General features: G+C 73.4%; 8 protein-coding genes. 5 read left to right on the top strand and 3 right to left on the bottom strand.

Going from position 1 to position 26,325, the window contains the following annotated elements:
• Positions 1 to 16 precede the first annotated feature (16 nt).
• Entirely contained in the window at positions 17 to 931 is a 915-nt protein-coding gene (locus ACIQOE_RS35010) for a phytoene/squalene synthase family protein (RefSeq protein ID WP_399009168.1), read from the top strand.
• 25 nt (positions 932 to 956) lie between these two features.
• Here ACIQOE_RS35010 and ACIQOE_RS35005 read toward each other — a convergent pair whose 3' ends face one another.
• Entirely contained in the window at positions 957 to 1,919 is a 963-nt protein-coding gene (locus ACIQOE_RS35005) for a ricin-type beta-trefoil lectin domain protein (RefSeq protein WP_401415806.1), read from the bottom strand.
• A gap of 305 nt (positions 1,920 to 2,224) precedes the next feature.
• Between ACIQOE_RS35005 and ACIQOE_RS35000 the strand changes: the two genes are divergently transcribed.
• From ACIQOE_RS35000 to ACIQOE_RS34990, 3 genes are read left to right on the top strand one after another with little or no spacing between them, the layout of a single operon-like run.
• A complete protein-coding gene (locus ACIQOE_RS35000; RefSeq protein ID WP_351323678.1) occupies positions 2,225 to 2,797 on the top strand; it encodes a sigma-70 family RNA polymerase sigma factor in 573 nt (190 codons plus the stop codon).
• Entirely contained in the window at positions 2,794 to 3,972 is a 1,179-nt protein-coding gene (locus ACIQOE_RS34995; protein WP_401415803.1) for a hypothetical protein, read from the top strand. The genes ACIQOE_RS35000 and ACIQOE_RS34995 overlap by 4 nt, the downstream gene beginning before the upstream one ends.
• 52 nt (positions 3,973 to 4,024) lie before the next feature.
• Positions 4,025 to 8,563, top strand: coding sequence for an FtsK/SpoIIIE domain-containing protein (locus ACIQOE_RS34990; protein WP_401415800.1), 4,539 nt, complete (start codon positions 4,025 to 4,027; stop codon positions 8,561 to 8,563).
• Positions 8,564 to 8,626: 63 nt separating this feature from the next.
• On the opposite strand, the gene ACIQOE_RS34985 is transcribed toward ACIQOE_RS34990, so the two are convergent.
• Positions 8,627 to 8,938 carry a hypothetical protein gene (locus ACIQOE_RS34985; protein WP_351323681.1) on the bottom strand — a complete coding sequence of 104 codons (312 nt, stop codon included), beginning with the start codon at positions 8,936 to 8,938 and terminating at the stop codon, positions 8,627 to 8,629.
• A gap of 51 nt (positions 8,939 to 8,989) precedes the next feature.
• A complete protein-coding gene (locus ACIQOE_RS34980) occupies positions 8,990 to 9,868 on the bottom strand; it encodes a hypothetical protein (RefSeq protein ID WP_363019273.1) in 879 nt (292 codons plus the stop codon).
• 169 nt (positions 9,869 to 10,037) lie between these two features.
• Here ACIQOE_RS34980 and ACIQOE_RS34975 point away from each other — a divergent pair, with 169 nt between their 5' ends.
• Positions 10,038 to 26,297, top strand: a complete 16,260-nt coding sequence (locus tag ACIQOE_RS34975) for a hypothetical protein (protein WP_401415796.1) — start codon at positions 10,038 to 10,040, stop codon at positions 26,295 to 26,297.
• Positions 26,298 to 26,325 lie beyond the last annotated feature (28 nt).

The raw sequence follows: 26,325 nt of genomic DNA, 5'->3' as shown, positions 1-26,325 counted from the left end.
CCTCTACGATCATCCGGTGAGCGCGTGGAAACAGAGCCTGACCGCGGCCGGGATCCGGGATCCGCGGCTGCGGCAGGACTACAGCACCCAGCGGCGTACGGTCCGGCGGTACCGCCGGAGCGCCTATCTGGCCTGCCGGTTGCTGCTGCCGCCAGCGGTGCAGCCGTACGTGGTGGCCGCGACGGCCGTCATGCACCACGGCGACGACCTGCTGGACAGCGGTCCCGAGGCGGGACGGGCGGGGGCGTGGGCCGACTGGGAGCGGCGGGTGCGGGCGGGGCTGGAGACCGGGACGAGCGCCGATCCCCTGATCCGCACCCTGCTCCACACGGTCACCGGGCATCCCGGTCACCGCGAGGTGGTGGAGACGTATCTCGGCACCGCCAGGACCGAGTTGGAGTTCACCGGCTTCCGTACCGAGGCCGAGTACCAGGACTATCTCGACGCCTACTCGATGCCGGCCTTCCTGCTGATAGGCGCGCTGCTGGGGCCCGCGGCCGATCCCGGCGGACGGTTCCTGGCCGCCTGCCGCCGGCTCATCGACGGCAGCCAGCGGCTGGACTTCGTCAACGACCTGGCCGAGGACCTGCGGGAGGGCCGGCCGGGCATTCCGGCACAGACCCTGGAACGGTTCTCGGTGACGGCGGACGACCTGCGGGCGCACCGCGCCTCCCCCGGTCTGCGCGCGCTCGTGGCGCACGAGGTCGAGCGGGCCAGGACCGACCTGGGCGCGGCCCGGGACGTGCTCGAACTGATCCCGCGGGCCCACCGGCCGCTGGTCGGCACGCTGATCGAGATCGAACTGCTCACCGCCGACGCCGTGCTCGCACCGGGCACGGACGTGCTGCGCGGCTCGGTCTCACCGTCCACGGCGGGCACGCTCAAGCTGGTGCTCGGTGCCCGCCGCGAGGCGGTCGGTGCTCAGCGGTAGGTGGTCCCGGCGGCCCCGGAGCCGGTCAGCCCTTGTGCCACTTCTGGTTGGGCGTGCCGGCGCAGGTCCACAGCTGGAGCTTGGTGCCGTTGCCGGTGCCCTTGTCGGTGACGTCCACGCACTTGTCGGCCAGCGCGCTGACCAGGTCGCCGGCCGAGCTGAGGTAGAAGAGCTGCGCGCGGTTGCCGCTGCACTTGGCGACCTGGATCGCGGTGCCGTTGGCGGTGTTGCCCCAGGCCAGGTCCATGCACAGGCCGAGCGAGCGGATGGTGCCGTCCGACTGGAAGACCCACTTCTGCTTGGCCGCGCCCGAGCAGTCCAGGATCTCCAGCCGGGTGCCGTCCCCGCCCGCGTTGGTGACGTCGACGCAGCGGCCGGACGGGTTGCCGATCAGGGCCACGCCGGGGACGGTGGTGGTCTTCGTGCCGCCGCCCGTGGAGGAGCCCCCGGAGGAGGTCTTCCCGCCCGAGGACGACGATTTCGTGCCGCCGGACTTCGTACCGGACGAGGTGGAGCCCGAGTTCGTGCCGCCGCCGGTGCCGGTGCCGGTGCCGGAGGCGACGGACCCGCCGCCGGACTGCTGCCCGCCCGAACCGGTGCCGCCGCCGCCCGTGCCGCCGCCGGATGCGGAGCCGCCCTGGTCCGTCGTGGCGGGCTGGTGGGAGGGAGCGTGGGACGGCTTCGACGACGAGGAGGACGGGGACGGCGACTCCGACGTGCTGGACAGCGTTGTCGGCTCTCCGGGCACCACCGCCGCGGCCGCCTTGGTGTCCGGGTCCGGGAAGAGGTCGACATGGCTCAGCACCGGAACGGCCAGGGCCGCGACGACGGTCAGTCCGGCCGCTCCGGCCACGGTCGCCCACACCCGCATGCCGGGCACCAGCCCGCGACGGGGCGTGGTGGGACGGTTGGCGAAGGTGTCACTGAAACGTCCCGTCGGATTGCCGGGCCGTCCTGCCGAGGGCCGGGGTTTGCGAAGGGGCGGCACGTCGTCTCCTGAAGGTCTCGTGAAGTTCTCGGAACGCCCGGAACGAGCGGGACACAGGAACAGTAACCAAGGCGGGGCCCAGCTCCGGACGCCTGTCAGCGAAGATCCCGCCGAACGTCACCTTCCGTCCACCTATGCGGAGTCGGCTGTGACGAAGTTGTTGAACTGCGCAGCAATGCTGGCTTCGGGAAGTTCCGCTTTTCGCGCTAGCGTTCGTCCCTGCAGCGTTTCACAGTGACACAGAGCAACACCGCACGACAGCACAACAGCACAACAGCACCACCCGACACCGGAAGGCGGAGGCATTGAGCCTCATCGACCCTGACCGCGCCGACGGCGCGGACCGGACGCTCGGCCTCCTGCTCGCGGAGCGCGAAAGCCTGCGCCGCTTCGTGACCGGCATGATGGGGCGCGACCCCCACGGCGCGGAGGACGTCGTCCAGGAAACCCTGTTGCGGGCCTGGCAGTCGGCCGGCCGGCTGGACTGGCACGACCGGCCCATCCGCCTGTGGCTGTTCCGGGTCGCCCGCAACCTCGTGGTCGACAGCAGGCGCCGGGACCGGTCGATACCCGTGGGGATCAGCGCGGCCGACTTCGGCCCCGCCCTGACGCCGACCGTGCCCGACCACGCCGAACAGGTCGGCGACCGCCGGGTGCTGGTCTCCGCGCTGCGCACCCTGGCCCCCGCCCACCGCGAGGCCGTCGCCCGGGTCCACCTGCTGGGCCAGTCCGGCGACGACGTGGCCCGTCAGCTCGGGCTGCCGCCGGGCACCGTGAAGTCCCGCACCCACCACGGCATCCGCGCGCTGCGCACCACCCTCGAATCCCACGGCTGCCCCCCGGCCGGAGCAGACAGACTCCGGAGAGAGACGCGATGACCTCCGACACCATCACCACCCTGCTCGGCCTCGTCGGCGTGCTGGTCCTCGTCCTCGCCGTCACCAGCTGGCTGGTCCGGCGCGGCGGCGGCTGGAAGGCCCTGTGGCGCCGCCTGCGCCGCGAGATCGCCCTGACCGTCAAGGCGTTCACCGGCCCGGTCCGCACCGAACTGCGCTACCGGCGCGGACTGCGCCTGCTGGTACGGCTGCTGCGCGATCCGGCCGTGTGGTCCGACGCCGAGCGGGCCACCGCCCAAGCCGCGGCCGTCCGTCCCGGGGTGCGTCCCTACGGCGTGCTGGCCGGGCCCGAATGGATGGCCGTCATGGTCGCGGCGGACGGCGACGCGCTGCGCGAGCCGCCGGAGCCGTGGGCGCCCGACGAGAGCGATCCGCGGCTGTGGTGGATCGACCGCGGCGATCTGGCGGACGACGTCGAGGACCCGGCCGCGCCGCTGCTGGTGTGCGTGGGCCACGACATGGGGCACGCCGTGCTGCTCGACGCGCGCTCGGGACCGCCCGCGCTGTCCGTGTACGGGCCGCCGCGCGCCGCCCGTACCGCCCGCGCCGTCCTCCAGGCGCTCGCCGCCCAGGCGGAGGCCCGGCTGCCCGACGGCAGGGTGGCCATCGCGGGCGGGGTGCACCCGAGGCATCCGGGGCCGACGGCCACCGCCGCCGTCGGACAGCCCGGCATCGAGGTCGCGGTGTGCGCCGATCCGCTGGAGCGGTCGCTGCCGTCCACCGTGCGGCTGCTGAGTCTCGGCGTGGCCCGGGGCCGGACCCGGCTGCTGGAGATCGCGCCGGACTCCACGCTCACCGTGCACGGCGCTCCCGCCGCCGCCCGCGTCGACGTCCTGCCGCTGTCGCGGGCGGTGGCCCGGACGCTGGCCGCCCTGCCGCCGTGCCCCGAGCGCCCGGACGACGAGGTGGCGCGCCCGCGGGACACCGCGTCCGCCGCCGACCCCGACCTGCTGCCGGACGAGCCCGGCCGCGGCGCCGAGGCACCGCCGGCCGCCGAGCCGACCGGCGTCTCCGCCACCCGGCCGGCCCCCGAGCCCGCACCGGCCGCCGCGCCGGTCCCCGCTCCGGCCGCGGCCGCCGACGGCGACGACGACTTCGCGGAACCGAGCACCTCCGGTGCGGCCGGTGTCTCCGCGAGTTCGCCGCCGGCGCCGTAACCCGCCGTACCCGTCCCCCGATCCCGTACGAACGATTGCCCGGCTGGGAGCCGTGAACCTCACCATCACCACCGTGGACGCCACGGACGGACAGCGCCGCGACCACCAGGTCCGGCTGCCCTCGAACGCGACCGTCGGCGATCTCGCCGCCGCCCTGACCCAGGACGAGGCCGCCGCCGGCGGCGCCGACTGGGCCGCGGCCGGCGCCCCGCAGGCCCGCAACCTCTACGCCGACGGCCACCGGCTGGATCCCGCGACGCGGGTCTCCGGCAGCGGCATCCGCGACGGCGGGCTGCTCGGCCTCGGCGGCCCGGCCCGCCCGGCCGACCTGGTCCGGGTCCACGACGACGGCGACCGGGACGGCGTCCTCGCCGAGGTGCACATCGTCTCCGGGCCCGGCGCCGGGCGCACCTGGCGGCTCGGCCCCGGCAGCCACGAGATCGGCACCGACCCGCTGTGCGCCCTGCGGCTCGACCCGGGCGCCGGGGTGCCCGAGTCCGGGCTGTGGGTGACGGTCGGCGCGGACGGCTCCGCGGCCTGGCACCGCACCGACGACGAGCCCGAGGCGACCGTGCGGGCCCGGCTCGCCTCGCCGCCGCCGGACGACGCCATCACCCAGCTGCGCCGGCCGCGCCCGCAGCCGCCGCGGGAACGCCCGGCGGGTCCGGGGCCGGTGCCCTGGCCGGCCGGCGAGGACCTGACGGTCGGTCCGGTGCTGCTGCGGATGAGCGCGCCCGTCGAGGCGGACGCCGCCGTGACCCCGTCCGCCGACGGGTACGGCGTGGACTACAACCGGCCGCCGCGGATCGCCCCGCACCTGGACGCCGAACGGGTCCGGCTGCCGCAGCCGCCGTCGCCGCCGCAGAAGCGGCCGTTCCCGACCGTGATGATGATCTCGCCGATCATCCTCGGCCTGTTCATGGTCAGCATCTTCCACTCGTACTACTTCCTGGTGTTCCTGTTCCTCAGCCCGATGATGATGCTGTCGAACTGGGCGACCGGCCGGCGCGCGGCGCGCAAGCAGTTCCTGGAGTCCGAACGCGCCTACGAGCAGCGCCGTGACGTCCTGGAGAAGCAGGTCAGGGACGCGGTCGTCGGCGAGCGGCGGGTCCGCGACAAGACCGGCCCGGACCCGGCGGCCGTCGCCCTGATCGCGACCGGCCCCGGCGGCCGGCTGTGGGAGCGCCGCCGCCGCGACCCCGACCACCTGGTGCTGCGCCTCGGCACGGTCGACCAGCCGTCGGTACGGGAGCTGGAGGACCCGGCGCGGGACGAGAACCACCGCTCGATCCGCTGGAACATCCCCGACACGCCGATCGGCGTCGACATCACCGCGCACGGGGTCGTCGGCGTCGCCGGCCCGGCCGCCGAGGTGCAGCCGCTGGCGCGCTGGCTGGTGGCGCAGGCGGGCGTGCTGCACAGCCCGCGCGACCTGAGGATCGTCGTCCTCACCGAGCCCGACCGGGTGGCGGACTGGGCGTGGACGCGCTGGCTGCCGCACCTCAAGCCCGGCACGGCCGCCGGCCCGGTGGTGCTGATCGGCAACGACCCCGAGTCCACCGCGGCCCGGATGAGCGAAATGGTCTCGCAGGTGCAGGCCCGCCGCCGGCAGGCCGGCAACGACCGGGACGTGGTCTTCACCGAACCCGACGTGCTGGTGATCGCGGACGGCGCCCGGCGGCTGCGTGACGTGCCCGGCATGGTCCAGGTGCTCACCGAGGGCCCGCGGGTGCGGATCTTCAGCGTCTGCCTGGACGAGCAGGAGCGGCTGCTGCCCGAGGAGAGCACCGGAGTGGTCCTCGCGGCCGCCGGCCGGCTGACCGTGAAGCGTCCCGGCGCCCCCGACCTGCCCGCCGTCCGCGCCGACCGGGTCTCCCCCGAGTGGTGCGAGCAACTGGCCCGCGCCCTGGCCCCGATCCGGGACGTCAGCCCCGAGCACGACGCCGGACTCCCCCAGCGGGTCCGCCTCCTGGACCTGCTGGACCAGGAACCGCCGAACGCCGAGGGCCTGCTGGAGCGCTGGCAGAGCCGGCCCGCCAGCACCTCCTTCCTCATCGGCACCGGCTTCGACGGCCCGCTCTCCCTGGACCTGGTCCAGGACGGACCGCACGGCCTGGTCGCCGGTACGACGGGTTCCGGCAAGTCGGAACTGCTGCAGACGTTCGTGGCCTCGCTGGCCGCCGCCAACCGGCCCGACGAACTCACCTTCGTGCTGGTCGACTACAAGGGCGGCAGCGCCTTCAAGGAGTGCGCCCACCTGCCGCACACCCTCGGCATGGTCACCGACCTCGACGCCCACCTCGTGGAACGCGCCCTGGAGTCGCTGGCCGCCGAACTCCGGCGCCGGGAGCAGGTGCTCGCCGCCGCCGACGCCAAGGACCATCCGGAGTACCGGGCCAAGCGGGCCGCCGATCCGTCGCTGGCGCCGCTGCCCCGGCTGCTGCTGGTCATCGACGAGTTCGCCACCCTGGTCCGCGAGGTCCCGGACTTCGTGCCCGGACTGATCAGCATCGCCCAGCGGGGCCGTTCGCTCGGCATCCACCTGATCCTGGCCACGCAGCGGCCGGCCGGCGTGGTCACCGGTGACATCCGCGCCAACACCAACCTGCGGATCGCGCTGCGGGTCACCGACCAGACCGAGAGCCAGGACATCATCGACGTCAAGGACGCCGTCGACATCTCCTCGGCCACGCCCGGCCGGGCCCTGGTGCGGCGCGGACCGCGGCAGGCGGATCCGTTCCAGACCGCGTGGGTCGGCGCCGAACGCCCCCGGGAGAACCCGGCCGCGGCGGCCGAGGCGGAGGCCGGTCCACGGGGGCCCGTGCGCTCGGTGGATGTCGGCTGGGACGCGCTCGGCCGGCCCGCCGGACTCCCCGCGGAGACCCGCACGGTCACGGCCTCGGCCCCGCAGGGCCCGGCGCCGACCGATCTCCAGGTCCTCGTCGAGGAGATCCGCTCCGCCGCCGACCTGCTGGACGACTTCACCCAGCAGCCCAGCCCCTGGCTGCCGCCGCTCCAGCGCCAGTTGGTCCTGGACGACCTGGACGAACTCGGTGCCACCCGCGACGGACGCCTGGTCATCCCCTACGCCCTGGAGGACGTCCCGCAGCTCCAGCAGCGCCGGGTCGCCGTCGCCGACCTCACCACCTTCGGGCACCTGTACATCATCGGCGCGCCGCGTTCCGGACGCACCCAGGTGCTGCGCACGCTCGCCGGTTCGGCGGCCCGGGTGGCGAGCAGCGCCGACGTGCACCTGTACGGCATCGACGCGGGCGGCGGCGGCCTCAGCGCCGTCGGCGCGCTCCCGCACTGCGGCGGCGTGGTCTCCCGGCACGACCTGGAGCGCCTCGGCCGGATGCTGCGGCGGCTGAACAGGGAGCTGACCGAACGGCAGGACCTGGCCCAGACGCACAGCGCGACCGGCATCGCGGAGCTGCGCCGGCTGCTGCCGAAGGCCCAGCGGCCGGCCCACATCATGCTGCTGATCGACGGCTGGGACTCGCTGCAGATCCTGCTCGACGAGCACGACCACGGTCAGCTGCTCCAGGAGGTCATCCGGCTGATGCGCGAGGGCGCGGCGGCCGGCATCCACGTCGTCGCCACCTCGGAACGGTCGCTGCTGGGCGGCCGGATGGCGGCGCACAACGACCACAAGCTGCTGCTCCGCCAGGGCGACCGCAGCGACTACCAGGCCGTCGGCATGATGCCGAACAAGATCCCGGCCGACATCCCGCCGGGCCGCGGCTGGCACGTGCTCAGCGGCACCGAGACCCAGGTGGCGCTGCTCGCCGAGGGCGGCGGTACCGAGCAGGCGGAGGCGCTGCGCTCGATCGGCGAGAGCGCCCGCAAGCGGGACGCCCAGGTGCCGGACGCCCGGCGGCCGTTCCAGGTGGCCGTGCTGCCGCGCTCGGTGGAGTTCGCCGAGGCCTACGCGAAGGTGCAGCCGGACCGGCGGCGGCCGCTGTGGGGTCTGCTGGGCGTCGGCGGTGACGACGGCGGCGCCGTCGGCACCGATCTGGCCGGGACCGCCTCGGCGTTCGGCGTGTTCGGGCCCGCCGGTTCGGGGCGCAGCAACACGCTCGCCTCGATCGCGGTGTCGCTGCTGGCCGGCGGGACCTCGCTGGTGGTGCTCACGCCGCGCGAGTCGCCGCTGCGGGCCCTGGACCGGCATGCCACCGCCACCGTGCTCACCGAGAACGACCCCTCGGCGGACACCGTGCGGGCGGCGCTGGACGCGCTGCCCGGACCGAAGGTGGTGATGATCGACGACGCCGACCTGCTCACCAACTCGGCCGCGGACAAGCTCCTCAAGGAACTCGCCGTGTCCGGCCGTGACCAGGGTCTCGGCCTGGTCTACGCGGCCTCCGCGGAGGGCTTCCAGAGCGGTATGAGCGGCTGGACGCTGGCCGCCCGGCGGGCCCGGAGCGGTCTGCTGCTCGCGCCGAAGAACCTGTCCGAGGGCGACCTGGTCGGCCTGCGGCTGCTGCCCAGCGTGGTCCGCGCGGCCACGCATCCGGGGCGGGCCTGGACGTCCGGCCCCGGCGGCACGCTGCTCTCCGTCCAGGTGCCGCTGACGCCGCTGCGCAGCTGACCGGCGCGGCGCACACGCGAAGGGCCTCCCCGGAGTTTCCGGGGAGGCCCTTCGCGTACGGGGTTACGAGTTGTTCTGCAGGCTGCTGCTGATGCCCTGGTCGAACTGGATCGCGTTCTCCTTGATGCCGTTGAACATCTCGGAGAAGTCGTTGATGCCCTTCACGGCGGCCAGCAGGCTGGTGTCGAAGTTGTTGTAGGTGGTCCGGATGACCTCGCTGGACTGCTGGAACACCATGCCGTCGTCGACCAGGGTGTTGACCCGGTTGCGCAGGTTGCTGAGGACCGGCAGGAGGTTCTCGTGGGCGTCGTGCAGCAGGTTCACGACCTCCTCGATCTTGTGGTAATCGAGGTTGATGCCGTTGTAGTTCGCCATTTCGTTCCTGTCGTTCTCGAAGGGGTGCTTCTCTGAGGGAGGTCTGTCGGGCTACGCGATGGCCGGGTGGGCGCCGCCACCACCGCCGCCACCGCCACCGCCGCCGCCCGAACCGCCGTCGTCGTCGTCCGGGTCGCCGCCCACCTGCTGCCAGTCGGGCTGGTTGCCGTCGGCGTCCTTGGGGCCTCGGGTGTACTCGGTGCGGTCACCGTCACTGCCGGTGGTGACCATCGTGCCGCTGCCGTCGGAGTTGAGGTTGGTCTCCGAGTGGACGGTGGAGCCGTCCGGGTACGAGGTGTCCGTGGTGTAGTGGTTGCCGTCGCTGGAGTAGTTGGTGACCGAGGTGTACGTCTTGCCGTCGTAGGTGACGGTGGACTCCTCCTTGATCACGTGGTGCTGGTCGTCGAGCGTGAGGTGGGTGTGGACGCTGCCCCGCTCGGTGTTGATGGTCTGGTCCAGCGGCGGGTCGCCCGGGTCGGTGGCGGAGCAGAAGTCCGGCATCGAGCCGTCCGGGCCCGGCACGCACTGGTCGAGGTGGGACTGCTTGTAGTCCCAGAGGTCCTTGTCCCGGAAGTAGTTCTGCAGGCCCAGGTTGCTGCCCGTGATGCCCATGCCCTGGGCCAGTTCCGAGTCGAAGGACAGGAACGCCTCGCCCACCGAACCGAACGCCCCGGCCAGCTCCTTGAGGCCCTTGTCCGCGTGGCTCATGGTGCTGCTGGCGTTGTCGTAGAAACCCGCGACCGCGTCGGCGAGGGTCGCGTCGCCGAGGATGGTGAAGGCGTCGCCGGAGGTGTATCCGTCGTAGTCCCGCTGTCCCACCTGGGAGAAGAGGCTGTTGTCGAGTAGCGGGCCGATGTCTCCGGCCAGGCTCTCCAGGTCCCTTTTGGCGTCGTTGAGGACGTTGTATTCGATTTTCAGGCTATCGGCCATGTGGGCCTCCCAGTCGAGACTCCGGTCAGTTGGACCACGCCGCACGCGTCCCGCCGGTTCACCGCCGGCGACGGGTGTAACCCAGATCACGTGAACCGCGGCGGGCACTGTGGCGTGGTCCATTGGGGAGTGACCGCCCCGAGCCACGCAGCTGCCGGGAGGAACCCGTATGCCACGCCCGACCGACTGGAACGCGATCGGGCTGGACAGCGACCCCACACCGGGTGACCCGGACCAGATCCGGACGCTGTCCACCGAGCTGAACAACCTGGGCTCCGAGGCCCGGCGCATCAGCACGGCCATCGACGCGGTCATGAACACCGCCGGGGACAGCGTGTTCGTCGGCGAGGCCGCCAACGCCCTGCGCGACAAGGTCAACGGGCGGCTGCGCGGGCACATCGAGGACGTGGCGCAGTCCTTCGAGTCCGCCGCGACCGCGCTCACCACCTGGGCGGACAAGCTCGTCGACCTCCAGTCCCGCGCGGACGGCGCCCTCAACTCGGGGCGCGGGCTGTCCGAGGACGACCCGGACCGCGAGACCTACGCCTCCACGGCCCGGCAGGCCGGCACCGAGCACGGCGAGGGCGCCTCGGCGGCGGCGGGCAGCATCTCGGGCGTCTCCAACATCCAGCTGCCGATCTCCAAGTGCCAGATCTTCTGGGAGGCGTTCCAGTGGCTGGCGATCATCCTGATCGTGCCCGCGCTGATCTTCGGCGGTCCGATCGCGCTGCTCGCCCTCGGCGTGAACCTGACGCTCTTCATCAAGACGATCGTCGACTTCGCCAACGGTGACGCCAGCTTCCTCGACCTCTTCCTCGCCGGACTCGGCATCCTCGCGCCCACCACCAAGGCGCTGCCGATCTTCCAGATCATCAAGGGCGTCGGCACGACCGCCTTCGCCAAGGGCTTCGCCAACATCGCGCGGGGCACCTTCCAGGCCCTGCGCAACCTCTTCACCAACGGCTTCCGCCCCACCACCCTGTTGCTCGGTCTGCGGGACCTGGTGAAGCTGGGCAGCACCTGGGTCTACAAGGGCGGCCTGTGGGTGCTGGACGGCATCCACAACCTGCCCGGCATCATCGGCCGCGGGGTCAACTCGGCCGGCCTGACGATCGTCCAGGGCATCAAGGGGATCCCCGGGTTCGTGCGCGGGCTGCCGGCGACGTTCTCCAAGGGCTGGCAGGCGACCAAGACCTGGGTGGGCCAGGAGTTCGGCGGCACCAAGTGGCTGCGGATCTTCCTGCCGGTGGACGCGGCCGAGATCGGCGAGTACGGCTTCGCGCGCGCCCTGCGGATCAGCCTCTTCGACCGCGGCGTGCTCGGCCAGCACGTCTTCGGCGCCCCGATCACCAGCGGCATCGGCCGCACGATCAGCTCGGTCCCGATCGACCCGCGCGGCGTGGACGCCCTGGTGGACATGCCGCGCATCCAGCTGGACCAGGTGCGGTTCGGCGCCGGTCCGGGCCAGAGCAGCATCCGCAACCTCGACCTGAACCTGCCCGGACCGCACCTGGACGTCACCTCGACGCTGCGGCCGCCGACCCTGAACCTCGGTGACGTCGGCGCCATCGCGCACCGCGGCAACTTCGGCGTGCACGCGGCGCGTACGGTCGACGCGCTGGTCGACATGCCCCATGTGCAGCTCGCCAACGTCCACGTGGAGAACTTCGGTGCGCTGGGCGGCCGTTCGGAGGTCGGGGTGAGCGCGGCCACGCCGACGGTCACCACCGCCTCCGGCCTCCACGTGCCCGCGTCGGCCGGCGTCCCCGGCGCCGCCAACGGCCTCACCGGCACGCCGGTCACGGCCGTCCCCGGCGGCGCCCACACCACGCTCACCGGTCTGCACCCGACGCCGGCGAACCTGACGTCCACCGCCGACGTGCTGCTGCCGGGCGGCGCGCACAACGCCAACCACGTGCCGGGCACCACCGTCCTCACCGGCACGCACGCCACCCCGCCGCCGGTCGCCGGCACCGTCGGGGACCTCTCCACCGGCAGCCCGGCCGTGGGCTCCGTGCACGCCGCGCTCACCGGCAACCCGGGCGTCGGCGCCGTGCACGCGCCCGGCACGCCCGGCATCGGCGCCACCCACGCCACGCTGACCGGCACCCCCGGCACGAACCTGGCGCACACCGCGCTGAACTCGACGCCGACGCCCGGCGCCCCGCACGACGTGACCGCCCCCAACAGCCTGCTCACCGGCCCCACCACGGTGAGCCACCCGTCGCCGACCGGTATCGGGCACGGCGCGCCGGGCAGCCTCGACACCGGGAACTCGGCGTTCGACCTGCTCGCGGGCACCCGCCACAGCACACCGAACTCCCCGGTGGCCCCCGGTACCGGCAACGCCCTGGCCGACCGCACCACCAGCGCCCTGTCCGCGAACCAGACCCGGCTGCACCTGGACGAACTGGTCCAGAGCCCCGGCTCCCCGCACCCCGCCTCCCCGCAGCAGCTGCACCACACGCCCGCCACCCCGCCGGCCGGCCTGGACCGGCTCACCACGAACCCGGCGTCCGTGACGACCCCGGACCGGCTCACGACCGGCCCCGGGAACGCCGGCAGCCCCGACCGCTTTGCCGGCAACGGCGGCCCGCACGACCCGGCGCCCGTCTCCCCCGGCGGCTCCGGGCACTCGGGCGGGCACGGCAACAGCGCCGCCCTCGATCTCGTGGACACCGGCCGCAGCGCCCGCCCGGCCGACAGCCCCGCCTTCGCCGGCACGCCCACGCACACGGACGCCGACAAGGGCCTGGCCGGATCGGCGAACGGCACCTCCGCGCACGTCCCCGAGACCCTGCCGGCCCACACCGCGCCCACCCCGCCCGGGACCCACACCCCGCTGCCGGGCCACTCCTCGCCCACGCCGGCCGTGCACACCGCCGACACCACGAGCGCCTTCGACGCCCTGCTCAAGGACCCCAACGTCGTCAAGGTCCCCGGCGGCCACGAACTCGCGGTCAAGGCACCGCGCGGCGGCACTCCCGAACTCCACGGCGGGGCCGTCGAGTCGGGCCTGTTCACCGTGGACAAGCTGGGCACGGGCTTCGTCGTACGGCAGCTGGACGCCGTCGGCGGCACCGTGGTGCACAGCTGGACGTTCAAGCGGCTGGGCGGCATCCGGCTCGCCGAGGAGACCGTGCGGTTCGGCGACGGGCCCTTCAGCGGGGTGAGCGTCAAGGTCGCGGGCAAGACCGTGGACCCGGTGAGCGACGGCGTCGGCACCTGGCCGGCGAAGCTGGGCGGCGACGACGAGATCGTCGTGGCCTCGGCGTCCGGCACCCACGTCTACAGCCGCTCCACCGGCGATCTGCTGCACGCGGCCACCCCGCACGCCACCCTGCCCCCGCGCCCGGCCGGACTCGTCGGCGCGCCCGCGGACAGCTGGGACGCCGCCGCGCACGCGACCCGCAGCCACATGGGCAGGGCGGCCACCGACAGCGAGACCAAGCTGTTCATGCAGGGAGTCATCGGCGGCGCGTTCACCTCGAAGAAGGGCTACGGCGGCTTCGTCAACCCCAGTGCCGTGGAAGGCGGCCTGGTCGGCAAGGTCAAGCAGTTCAACAAGATCGCCGGCGACCTGATGTTCGAGGGCCCCAACCAGCGCATGACGGTGTGGCGGGGCGTGTCCATGGACCCGCGGGCCGCCCAGGCCGACGTGTTCGTGGAACGGCTGCCCGCCTCGACGTCCAACGACTTCACCTTCCAGGCGGAATGGGCGAAGAACGGCGTCAACAGCAACCGGGTCGTCTTCGAGATCGACGTCCCCGCCGACCACGGCAAGTTCTCCATGGCCTATCCGCCGGGGTACGAGAGGTCCGCCGACGACGCCATCGCCCTCAACCAGGACCAGCGCGAGGTCACCCTGTCGCCGACCCGGCTGGTGCGGACCGGGCCCGCCCGGGTCGAGAATGGCATCACGGTCGTCCCGGTGCGCGCCGAGCAGATCCCGGAGACCCAGCTCGAAGGGCTCATCAACGAGAAGTGGTCGGGGCTCTCCTCGGGCGAGGCGTTCGAGGACTTCGGCCGTGCCTTCGGGCAGGACGCGATGCGCCGCTGGGAGGGCCTCGGCGACGCGATCGTCCGGGAGGGCGGTGCCGGCCCGGACGTGAAGACGTTCACCGTGGGCCGGCCCGGCCACGCGGACGAGATGACCATCACGGTCACCCACAAGGCGGACACGAACGCCGTCTCCGTGACGATCTCCGGCGGCGAGCGCACCTTCGCCAAGGAGTGGAGCGGCACCGGCTTCAACGACCTCGCCGCCGACCTGCGCGGCCACGTCCTCCACAACAACGAACTGCTCAGCTCGCTGCCGACGCCCACGTCCTGGGGCAGGGAACTCCCGAGCCCGGTCCACCCCGGCTCCCGTCCGGACACCCCGGTCCCGAGCCCGGCCCGTGCCACCGCGGACACCACGCCGACGCCGCACCAGGACACTCCGCACACCGGTGGCCAGGAACTGCCCGGTCACGGCTCCCGGCTCACCCCGGCCGAGATCGAACAGGCCTGGTTCCGCGACGGCCAACGCGTCGACGCACTCTTCGGCGACCTCGACGACCCCCTGCGCGGCGCCCGCCGCGACGCCTGGCGAGACCACGTCCAGGCACGATACGACCTCGGCCGCGCCGAAGACCTCCTCCCCCACAACGGCCACGCCGGCAGCTCCCACGGCCCCACCCCCGCCGAGATCACCGCCCGCGACAACGTCGACACCGCCCGCGCCCAGTACAACGCCACCCACCAGCGGCTCACCGAACTCGGCATCGACCCCGTCCGCATGGAAGCCGACCTCGCCGACCTCCGACAACTCAGCCTCAAGGAACGGCCCCGGCTGCTCGGCGGCACGGTCCTCGGCGCGTCGGACGACGCGACCGCGCCGCCCGCGAGCGCCGTCCCCGCCGCCCACGGCGAGAGCGGCGCGGCCTCCGTGACGCCGCCCCGGCGGCTGAACGAGATCCTGGCCGACCAGACCAAGGCCCACCAGGAGCTGCAGCAGGCGGAGATCAAGCAGACGCAGACCGGCAAGGACGTCGACAAGATCGCGGAGGCCAGGACCAACCTGTCCGACGCGGACACGAAGCTCAAGGACACCACCCGCGAACTCGACCAGGCGCTCCAGCACGAGCTGGACAACCGCCTGCTCTCCCAGCGTGAACTGAACATGCTCGTCGACCAGTTCGCGGGCGCCGGCGACATCGGACGGGCCCGCACGCTCCAGGCCCACGCGCAGGACCTGGACGCCGCCTCCCGCGGCGCGGGCAACGGCCCCGTCCGCTCGGACCAGTTCATCAGGACGGGCGGGGAGATCCAGTCCCGGTCGGTGACCGTCCGGCGGCTCGCCAACGAACTGGAGAGCCTGGTCACCGCGGGCGCGACGCCCCACGCAGAACTCAAGGGCCTGGCCGAGGGACTGGAGCAGGCCGCCAAGGACCTGGACGCGGCCCTCCAGGGGCACGTCACCGACGCCGCCCGTTTCGGGGGCACCTACACCCTGCGCAACGAGCACGCGCCCGTCGCCGCCGTGGCCCACCATCTCGCGGAGCTGGTCGACGACGCCGTCAAGGCGGCGAAGCCGGGCGACGGCCTCGTCCTCAAGGGCTTCCTCGGCACCGACGCCTCCGTGGAACGGGTCCAGCGCGGCATCCCGGGCCTGCTGCGCCGCTACCGCGAGAACCAGGCGTTCGGCGACGTGCACAGCGGCGAGCAGTGGAAGGCGGTCCTGCCCGGGACCGAGGCCCAGTGGAAGCAGGTCTTCGACGACTTCGACGGCTTCGACAAGCTGTCGAGGTCCCAGCAGCACGACTTCGTGCGCAAGCTGTCCGAGAAGAACATCGCGGACCTGCGTGCGGACGTCGAGGGCCTGCTCAAGGACCTGCCGGCGGCGGACCGCCTGAAGTTCCAGGAGCTGCAGGCGAAGCTGGAGGCGCTGCCGTACCGGATCAAGCACGCCACTCCGGCCTACCACGCCATCGCCAACAGCGGCGTGATGTCCTCCCAGGGCGACCTCGCCCGACGGGGCGTCAGGTTCCTGGCGTCCGGCAAGAGTTCGGTGAAGAACACCTCCAACCTGGGCAACGACGACTTCGTGTTCTTCCGCATGGAGGTCGGGGACAAGCCGATGGCGACCCGGTACGGGCCGACCACGCTCGTCTTCGACGCCAAGGTCCTGGAGGAGAAGGGCGGCTGGGTCTCGCTCCACGACCAGCTGCACCCGCTGGACCGCGACACGATGAACCAGCTGAAGTTCGGCGACGACACCGTCCGCAGCGCGAAGTACGACGAGGGCTTCGACGAGGTGGGCAAGCGGGGCCGCTGGACGTACGAGTACCCCGGTGAGCGGACCCGGCAGGTCTCCTTCGAGCAGGAGGTCTTCCACGGCGCGCACGTGCAGGAGGCGCTCGCCCTGTCGGTGGTGCGCGAGGTGCACCTCATCGGCGGCGGCTTCAAGGACGACGTCTTCCGGCTGCTCGCCGACACGACGACGCCGGAGGAGCTGGGCTCGGTCATCTCCAAGCTGTACCGGCCCGAGGCGAAGTTCGGCTCCGGGCTGCCGATCAACCCGCACGGGAGCCACGCCACGAGCGAGTGGCCGAAACCGCTGGCGGTCCACGACGCGGACGGCGACGGACGGTACCTCGCCGACGGCTCGGTCGATCCGGCGGCACGGGCCGCCGGCAAGGCCTTCGACGAGGCCTCGGACCGGGTGCGGCAGGCGGACAACGCCTTCAAGAGCGGCAACGCCAAGGCGCAGCGGTACAACCTCAACAAGGCGCAGCCGCACGCCGAGCAGGCGGTCAAGCTGACCCAGGAGTTCCACGCGGCCTCCGTCGGCGAGCGCAAGGCCATGGCGCAGACCCTGCTCGACCAGCGTGAGCAGCTCCTCAAGGACATCAACCTCCGCCTCGACGACCTCAAGGGCGGGAACCGGCCCGACGGTGCGAAGGGGCAGCCCAGGCCGGGCAGGAACCAGCCCGCCGGAGCGTCCTCGTCGGCCGCGGCGACCAACGGCCCGAACCTCGGCACGCTTCCGCAGGCGGCCGAGGACGCGCTCAACGCCGTCCCCGGGATCACCGACCACATGCGGAAGATGATCCGGGCGCTCGCCAACTCGGACGGCTTCCGGGTCCTGTCGGACTCCAAGAACGGCACCCTCACCGCGGAAGCCGTGGACCTGGGCCGGAACGCCTTCGACAAGGCGTTCAAGAACCTGTCCGGCAAGGGGCTGGTCCGCGGCGAGGCCGACGGCCTCCACCTCACGGACGAGGGACGCGCACTGTTCCTGCCGCCGCGCGCCGAGACGACTCCCCCCGCCCTCAGCGCGGACGGCCTCGTGTCCCGCCTCCCGGACACCGACGCCTCGGTCCCGAGCCCGGTCCGCACCACTTCGGACACCACGCCGACGCCGCACCAGGACACCCCGCACACCGGTGGCCAGGAACTGCCCGGTCACAGTTCCCGGCTCACCCCGGCCGAGATCGAACAGGCCTGGTTCCGCGACGGCCAACGCGTCGACGCACTCTTCGGCGACCTCGACGACCCCCTGCGCGGCGCCCGCCGCGACGCCTGGCGAGACCACGTCCAGGCACGATACGACCTCGGCCGCGCCGAAGACCTCCTCCCCCACAACGGCCACGCCGGCAGCTCCCACGGCCCCACCCCCGCCGAGATCACCGCCCGCGACAACGTCGACACCGCCCGCGCCCAGTACAACGCCACCCACCAGCGGCTCACCGAACTCGGCATCGACCCCGTCCGCATGGAAGCCGACCTCGCCGACCTCCGACAACTCAGCCTCAAGGAACGGCCCCGGCTGCTCGGCGGCACCTCGATGCCCGCCGACGACGCCACTCCCCCGCCCGTCCACTCCGGTCCCACCCTGCACAGCGAGACACAGGCGACCGCCGACCTGACACCGCCCCGGCGTCTCGCCGCGATCCTCGGCGACCACACCGACGCACAGCGCGGCGTGCACCAGGCCGAGATCAACCTCGCCAACGCCACGGTCAAGCAGCGCCCGGCCATGGAGACGGCGCTGGCCAAGGCGAACGAGGAGGCGTCCCAGGTCTCCGTGCACCTGGACGACGCCATGACGGAGGCGTTCACCGAGGGCCGGCTGTCCCAGCGTGACCTCAACATGCTGGTCGACCAGTTCGCCGGGGCCGGTGACATCCAGCGGGCCCTGCGGTTCCAGGAGCACGCGGTGCGTCTGGACACCGCGGCCCGCCACGCGCCCGGCACCGCCCGCGCGGACCAGTTCATCAGGACCGGCGGCGAGATCCTGGAGCAGTCGCGCGACCTGCGCGCGCTCACGCAGCGGCTGGAGGACCTGGTCGGCGCGGGCAAGAAGACCCCGCAGGAACTCCAGGCCCTGGCCCGCACCCTGGACGAGGCCGCCCTCACCCTCGACTCGTCCCTCCAGGGCTTCGTCAAGGACGCCGCCGAGCTGGGCGGCGTCTACACCCTGCGCAACGAGCACGCCCCCGTCTCCACGGTGGCCCACCAGCTCGCCAGGACGGTCGACGAGGCGGTGACGGCCGCGAGGCCGGGCGAGTCCATCGCGCTGAAGGGCTTCATCGGCACCGAGGCGTCGATCACCCGCCTGCAGCGCGACATGCCCGCCATCGCCCGCCGCTTCCGGACCGACCGGGCGTACGCCGAGGTGCCCACCGGCCTCCAGTGGAAGGCCGAACTGCCCGGCTCCCAGGCCCAGTGGAAGCAGGTCTTCGACAACTTCGAGGACTTCGACAAGCTCTCCGCGGCGCAGCAGACCCAGTTCGTGCAGAAGCTGTCCGAGCGGAACATCACGCAGCTGCGCCAAGAGGTCCGCGGCCTGCTCGACGGCCTGCCGTCGACCGAACGCGTCCGGTTCGAGAAGCTGTTGGACAGCCTGGAGCACCTGCCGTACCGGATCAAGCACGCGACTCCGGCCTACCACGCCATCGCCAACAGCGGAGTGATGTCCTCCCAGGGCGACCTCGCCCGACGGGGCATCAGGTTCCTGGCGTCCGGCAAGAGTTCGGCGAAGAACACCTCCAACCTCGGCAACGACGACTTCGTGTTCTTCCGCATGGAGGCCGGCAACAAGCCGATGGCGACCCGGTACGGGCCGACCACGCTCGTCTTCGACGCCAAGGTCCTGGAGGAGAAGGGCGGCTGGGTCTCCCTCCACGACCAGCTGCACCCGCTGGACCGCGAGACCATGCGCGACCTGAAGTTCGGCGACGACACCGTCCGCAGCGCCAAGTACGACGACGGCTTCGACGAGATGGGCAAGCGGGCCCGCTGGACCTACGAGTACCCGGGCGGCGGCGCGTCCCGCACGGTCTCCTTCGACCAGGAGGTCTTCCACGGCGCACACGTCCAGGAGGCGCTCGCCCTGTCCGTGGTGCGCGAGGTGCACCGGATCGGCGGCGGCTTCATGGACGACGTCCTGCGGCTGGCCGAGGGGACGGTCGACGTGGAGAAGATGGGCGCCGTCGTCTCCAAGCTGTACCGGCCCGAGGCGAAGTTCGGCTCAGGCCTGCCCATCAACCCGTTCGAGAGCGGTGTCAGGTCCGAGTGGCCGAAGCCGCTCGCGGTCCACGACGCGGAGGGCGACGGACGGTACCTCGCCGACGGGACGGTGGACCCGGCCGCGCGGGCCGCGGGCAAGGCGTTCGACGAGGCGTCCGACAAGCTGCGCCAGGCCGACAACGCCGTCACCAGCAACAACAGGAAGGCGCAGCGCTACAACCTCAACAAGGCGCAGCCTCTTGCCGAGCAGGCGGTGAAGCTGACGCAGGAGTTCCACGACATCGCCCAGGGCGCCCGCAAGGAGATGGCGAAGGGGCTGCTCGACGAGCGGGTGAAGCTCCTGGACACCGTCAACGGACGCATCGACGCGCTGAAGGGGCAGCCCGACACGGACGCGGTGAAGACGCAGCCCAGGCCGGGCAAGACCCAGCCCGCCGGGGCGTCCTCGTCGGCCGCGGCGACGAACGGCCCGAACCTCAGCACGCTGTCGCCGACGGCCGAGAGCGCGCTCGACGCCGTCCCGGGGATCACCGACCACATGCGGAAGATGATCCGGGCGCTCGCCAACTCGGACGGCTTCCGGGTCCTGTCGGACTCCAAGAACGGCACGCTCACCACGGAAGCCGTGGACCTGGGCCGGAACGCCTTCGGCAAGGCGTTCAAGAGCCTGTCCGGCGAGAAGCTGGTCCGCGGCGAGGCCGACGGCCTGCACCTCACGGACGAGGGCCGCAGGCGGTTCCTGCCACCGGGCGCCGAGACGAGGACGGCGGCGCCGTCCACGTCCGTCACGACCGGCCTCCACACGACTCCCGACCGCACCCCGCCCCAGCTTCCGCACACGCTGCCGGGCCCCGACACCAAGGCCCCCGCGCTCGTCGGCGACGGCCTCCCCTCCCACGGCACCGGCACGGACACGCTCATCCCCGCGCCGCACGACCTCGACGCCACGCCCCCGGCCCCGCTGCGCGTCGACCCGGACCTCGTCCCGCCGGTCGTCAAGGAGGGCGACACCGGCGTCTCCGTCGCCACGACCCACGGCGCGGAACCGCACCTCGCGGACACCGAGACGCGCACGCCGCACCCCACCGACACCGACACCACCCCGCCGCACCCGACGGACACCGACACCACCCCGCCGCACCCCGCCGACACCGACGCGGCCGTCGTACACCTCGACGACGTGCACGCCGTCGCGCCGCACCACGGTGACGACGGCGGGCTCGCCGTGCTGCCTGCGCGAGACGGCATCCGGCCCGGCGCGCCCGTCCTGGACGACCTGCTCGGCTCCCCGCGGCGGACCGGCGAGACCACCACGGCGGCCCCCGGCACCGCTCACGCGCCCGCCGCTGACCTCCTCGACCGGGACGTCTTCCGGCGCAGCACCTACCGGGAGCACGGCATCCGGGCCCGCTCGCAGATCCGGTTCGTCGACCGGGCCCTGGAGGACTTCCACGACGTCCCCGCCGACCAGTTGGCGCGCCGGGCCCAGGCGCTCGACACCGTGGCCGACGCGGCGGAGCGCTTCCTGCGGGACCGCCCGGTCTCGGTGCGGCGCCCCGGAGTGGAGGACCTGCTGCGTCAGGTGCGCGCCGAGGCGCACGCCTACCGGCTGCTCGACGACGTCCGGCGGCTCGGCGGCGACGGCGACGGGCTGGCCGGCCGTATCCGTACCGCTCTCGACGCCGGCGGCACGACCCCGGACACCCGGACCGGGCTCAGGACGGCGCTCGACGGCCTGGACCGCTCCGCGCGGGACCGGCGGCAGAACGACGCCCTGAGCCTGCTGGACGGCACCCCGCCGCTCCCGCACCCCGCCGACACCACCCTCGCCGCCCCGCCCAGGCCGGACGGCGACACCGCACCGGCGGCATCCGCCCGCCCCAAGGTCGACACCAGCCCCGCCGTACCCTCGCGGCAGCCCGCTCAGGCGCTGTGGCAGGAGGACCGGGCGCGGTTCGACGCGCTCCTCGGCGGCGAGGGCCGGCCGGTCCGGGAGGCCTGGGTCGAGCTGTCGGCCGCGCGGGCCGAACTGAACCGGGTCGAGGATCTGCGCGGCGCGCCGGGCGGAGCGAGCACCTCACGGGGTGTCAGCGAGTACGACGTCCAGCTCAACCACGAACTGGTCGCCGCCCAGGAGCGGTTCCGCGCCGCCTACACGAACCTGGAGGACCTCGGCGTCCGTCCGGCCGAGATCGAGACGCGGATCCACGAGATCGAGAGGGCGGCCACCGAGCGCGGCGCGACGCTCGGCGCGGGCAAGCTCAACACCCTGCCCGACAGCGTCCCGCACACCGTCGACCGGATCCCTCTCAACGACTCGGGCGTGTCCGGGCCGAACGGCCTGGTCATCGAGCGGAGCACGGGTCAGGACCAGGCGGTGACCCTCCAGGTGCTCGACCAGCGGCTGGACCCGGACCCGACGCGCACCGTCGTCACGCGGCCGGACGGCGGCTTCGACATCCGGCACACTCCGTCCGGCACCGTCGACACGTACACCGTGAACGGTGACCGGATCGCCCACGAGATGCCGCTGTACGGCGGTGCCGGCGAGCCGACCGGCATGCGTCTGCACGCCGCCCTCAACGGCCACGGCGTCCGCCAGGAGCTGACGGTGCACGGGCCCGGCGCCGACCGGCTGACGGCCCTCCCGCTGCCCGACGGCGCGGCACGGATCACGCACCTCGACACCGGCGTCACCCACCGCGTGGACGCGGCGGGTCTGCGGCTCGACGAGGGCGTGCGGCTGACCGGCCGCGACGGCGTACCCGGCGGCACCGACCGGGTGCTGGTCACCACGGGCGGCGACGTCCACGTCTCCGATCTCGCGGGCGGCCGTCTGGACCTGCGGGTGCAGCACCTGGGTGACGGGAACGGCGTCCGGGTCACCGACGAGGCGACCGGGGTGTCCGTACGCCACGACGGTCAGGGCCGCCTCCAGGAGACCGGTGTCTCGCTGACCGACCCGCAGGGCAGGCGCGGGCAGCTGTTCCTGGCCGGTGACGGCACGGGCCGCTTCACCCTGACCGACGCGGCCGGCGCCCGGCAGACCGGGACGGTCACCGCGCTGCCCGGCGGCGCCGGATTCCGGCTGACGGACGAGACGACCGGCGCGACCAGCAGGTTCGCGGCCGACGGCGGGTACCGGGACGTCGGCCTCGCGCTGTTCGACCCGGTGGCGAACGCCCGCGGCGGCCGGATCCTCGTACCGGACGGCACGGGCGGCCACCTGCTCACCGACACGGCGGGGCAGCCGCTGCCCCAGCGGGTGGTCCCGGTGGGCGGCAACCGGCCGCGCACGATCGACGACGTCACCGGCGAGTCCGTGCTCTACGACGTCCAGGGCCGCCCGCTCGGCACTTCGACCGCGCTGGCCGACCCGGCCGGCGGGCCGCGCGGCGCCCGCTTCGCCGAGCCCGACGGCGCCGGCGGCCACCGGCTGACCGACGCCGACGGCAACGCGCTGCCCGGTACCGTCACCGCGCTCCCGAACCACGGCGGTTTCCGTACCGGCCACGGCACCGGCTACCGCACGTTCGGCGCCAACGGCGACTTCGCGGGCGACGGACTGCGGCTGACCGGACGCGACGGAACGCCGGCCGGGCATCTGGACCGGCCGCTGGGCGCGGCTCCGCGCTGGCTGGACGACGCCTTCGCCCCGGACCCGGCGCGCGTGGTCACCTTCGACCCGGCGGGCCGGATCGAGGTCGGCCCCGCCGGCGGCGCCCGCCAGGGCTTCGACCAGGCCACCGGCCGGTTCGTCCAGGAGAGCGTCCCGCTGCCCGGCGGCGGCCACCGCACCACCGTGGCCGACGGCTCGTTCACCCGGTACGACGGCCACGGCGCCGTCACGGCGACCGGCACGCCGCTGCCCGCGGGCCACGGCGGCCGCTTCCTGGTCGTGGACCCGCCGGGCGCGGCCCGCCCCGGTGCCTGGCTGGAGGACGGCGCGGGCGTCAGGCTCGCCCACTGGGACGCCGTCCGGAACCCCGACGGCACCGCCCGGATCGCGTTCGATGAGCCGGGCCGTCCGCGGCACGGCGAGTTCCTGGAACTGGCCGCCGACGGGACCCCGGCCCGGCAGGGCTTCAACGTCCTCGACGACGGACGGCCCACGGCCTTCCGGTACGTCCTCGACCACACCGCCGGCACCTGGGAGCGGACCGCTCTGGACGGCACGCCGACGGCCGCCGGTTCCTTCCACCACGGCACCGCCGACCTCTCCGGCGCGGCGAGCGGCCACGTCCGCCTCCTCAGCTCGACCAGGACCCGGGTGCCGGTCTTCGAACGGCGGGTGCTGCCCGGCGCCGCCCAGGAGACGGTGGACGCCTTCCGCCGTACCGACACCATCGCCTTCGCCCGCACCAACCCCCGTACGCACTGGGTGCGCTGGGACGGGACCGGCACCCCGGCCGGTACCGGCGGCCGGCACTACGACACGGCGGGCACCGGCTGGCGGGACACCGACGGCCGGGGCCGCACGGTGCGCGAGTACCGCGACGGGCTGCAGAAGTTCGACGGACGGGCCGGGCACACCCTGGGCGTCCGCGACGGCGACGGCGGCTGGACCTGGCACCGCTACGACGGAGCGGGCCGGCAGCTCGCCTCCGGTCCGCGGACCCGTGAGCACCTCGGCGGCGGCTGGACCGACCGCACCGCCGGCGGTGGCATCGCGCAGCGGCAGTGGGGCACGGCGGAGTGGCCCGAGCGGGCCGGCCAGTACCAGGAGCACGCGATGAACGCGGACGGCTCGCTGCGCGGTACCTGGGAGCGGCAGTCCCCGCACGGCAAGGAGGTCGGGAAGCACGAGGTGTTCGGCGACGGCTTCCTGACCACGGACCGCTGGCGCGAGCAGCGCCCGCCGACCTGGGTGCGCACCCGCTGGCTGACCGGCGCCGAGCACACCCGGCCGCCGTACGCGCACGTGCGCGGCGACGACACCTACCAGCTGTTCACCTGGAGCAGGGAGGCGAACGACGGCACCGTCGCCGCCTCCGGTGTGCGCTACGTCGGCATGGACGGCAGCGCCCTGGACCTGGCCGCCGACGGCGGCTTCGCCCGGTTCAGCGGCAAACTGCACGACGGCACATCCCTGAAGGTCGGCGACCACGCCGGCCGTCCCGGGCACGCCCCGGCGAACCCCGCCGACCAGCCCTGGCAGGCGGGTGCCGTACGGGGCTACCGCGAGCAGCTCGACGGCGACCCGGCGGGCAGGCTCTGGCAGGACGTGTACCAGGACGCGGGCGGCACCACGCACGTCGCCCGCGAGGGACTGCCGGGCGGGGTGGTCAGGGAGTACACCGGCCTGCCGGCGGACCGGCGCTGGGTGGAGCGGGACCCGCACGGCAACCTGGTCGGCCAGAGCCACGCCATGCCGGACCGGCCGGGTCACGTGGTCCAGGGATCGGGCCGCGCCGACTCCGGCCGCTGGACCTGGCGCGAGCTGGACGCCAATGACGCGCAGGTCGCCGGCGGGCGGCGGGAGTACTTCCGCGGTTCCACCGACTCCCGGCTGCCCTGGGACGACTCCTACCGGGACTTCGACGCGAACGGACGGCTGGTCCGCGAGCGCCGGATGCTCGACTCGGGCGGCTACGTGGACTCCTGGCGCGGTGCCGACGGCCGGTGGAGCGCCAACGCCTTCCGGCGCGACGGCACGGCCCTGGACCCGGCCCTGGCGAACCAGACCCGCCGCTGGTGGCACGGCGGCGCCTGGCACGACCAGTGGGCCCCCGGCTCCCGGCACTTCCGCGACGAGCTGCCCGGCGCCGGGCAGGGCGCCGCGCCGACCGTGCTGCGCGAGACCCCGGTGCACAACGGCGGTCCGGTGCGGGTGCGGACGTACGACACCGCGGCGAACACGCCGGGTTCGGTGTGGAAGGAGTACGACCACGGCGGTGTGGTCCGCGAGCGGAAGGCGGAGGGCACCGGTTTCCTGGAGACCGATTCCTGGCGCGGCCAGTGGAACCGGTACAGCGGCCGGGGCGAGCTGATCGCCCAGCGCACCGACAACGGGCTGGTCTTCGAACGGGACAGCTTCGGCCGGATGCGGCTGACGGGCAACGAGTACGACTTCCGTGGCCCGCTCACCGAGATCCGCGGCTGGGGCCGCACCACCCGTGAGGCGCAGCGCATGCCGTGGTCGGGCACGGTCCTGCCGAACGGCGACGCGGCGCTGCGCGAGGCGCGTTACGAGCCGTACTGGCGGAGCGTGGCCAAGAAGGCGGCGCTGGAGTTCGGCCAGGAGTTCATCCTGGAGTTCGGTGCCAACCTCGCCGTCAACGGCATCGTGGCGGCCGTCCAGAACAAGCCGTTCACCGGGAAGGACGCGCTCAAGTCGTTCGCCAACGCGGCGGTCGGCGCGACCGTCAAGACCGGTCTGACCACCGCGGTGCACGAGAACCGGGCCCTCGGCTTCGAGAAGATCGGCTCGTTCAAGGCGGGGGTCGCCAACGTCGACGGCGGCAAGCCGTGGACCCGGCGTCCCATGAACCACGACAAGACCTGGGTCAACGAGTGGGCGGGCAACGAGACGCCGACCCGCTGGCGGGGCGGCACCTACGACTTCTCGTTCGGTGTGCTCAGCAGCGCGCTGTCCGGCTGGGTCAACGGCAGCATGAACGCGGCCGTGTGGGGCGTGACGAACGCCGACGGACAGACGGTCAAGCTGCACGGCGGGGACGCGGTCTGGGAGGGCGGCATCAACGCGGCCGCCTCGGTCACCACGGCCGCCACCACCGGCCTGGTCAAGAACGTGTTCGTGATGAGCGCGGGCGGCCGGCTCTTCCACCGCCAGGGCTTCGCCGACTTCTGGATCCAGCTACCCTTCAAGATCTTCGAGAAGTCGATCCAGTCGCTGTACCTGACCAGTGCCTACCGTGCGAGCATCAGTCCCACGTACTACCAGGCACCATGATCGGGCCGGCGACGATCACCGAGGACAC

Origin of the sequence: Streptomyces sp. NPDC091282, from assembly GCF_044757385.1 — a bacterium.
GTDB classification, from domain to species: domain Bacteria; phylum Actinomycetota; class Actinomycetes; order Streptomycetales; family Streptomycetaceae; genus Streptomyces; species Streptomyces gramineus.
Note: the sequence above shows the minus strand (reverse complement) of the source record. Positions and strands in the feature narration are given on the sequence as shown.

Bases quoted from the DNA above. Each gene is read 5' to 3' on its own strand.
- ACIQOE_RS34995 (WP_401415803.1), top strand. From the start codon at position 2,794: ATGACCTCCGACACCATCACCACCCTGCTCGGCCTCGTCGGCGTGCTG.
- ACIQOE_RS34985 (WP_351323681.1), bottom strand. From the start codon at position 8,938: ATGGCGAACTACAACGGCATCAACCTCGATTACCACAAGATCGAGGAG.
- ACIQOE_RS34980 (WP_363019273.1), bottom strand. From the start codon at position 9,868: ATGGCCGATAGCCTGAAAATCGAATACAACGTCCTCAACGACGCCAAA.
- ACIQOE_RS34975 (WP_401415796.1), top strand. From the start codon at position 10,038: ATGCCACGCCCGACCGACTGGAACGCGATCGGGCTGGACAGCGACCCC.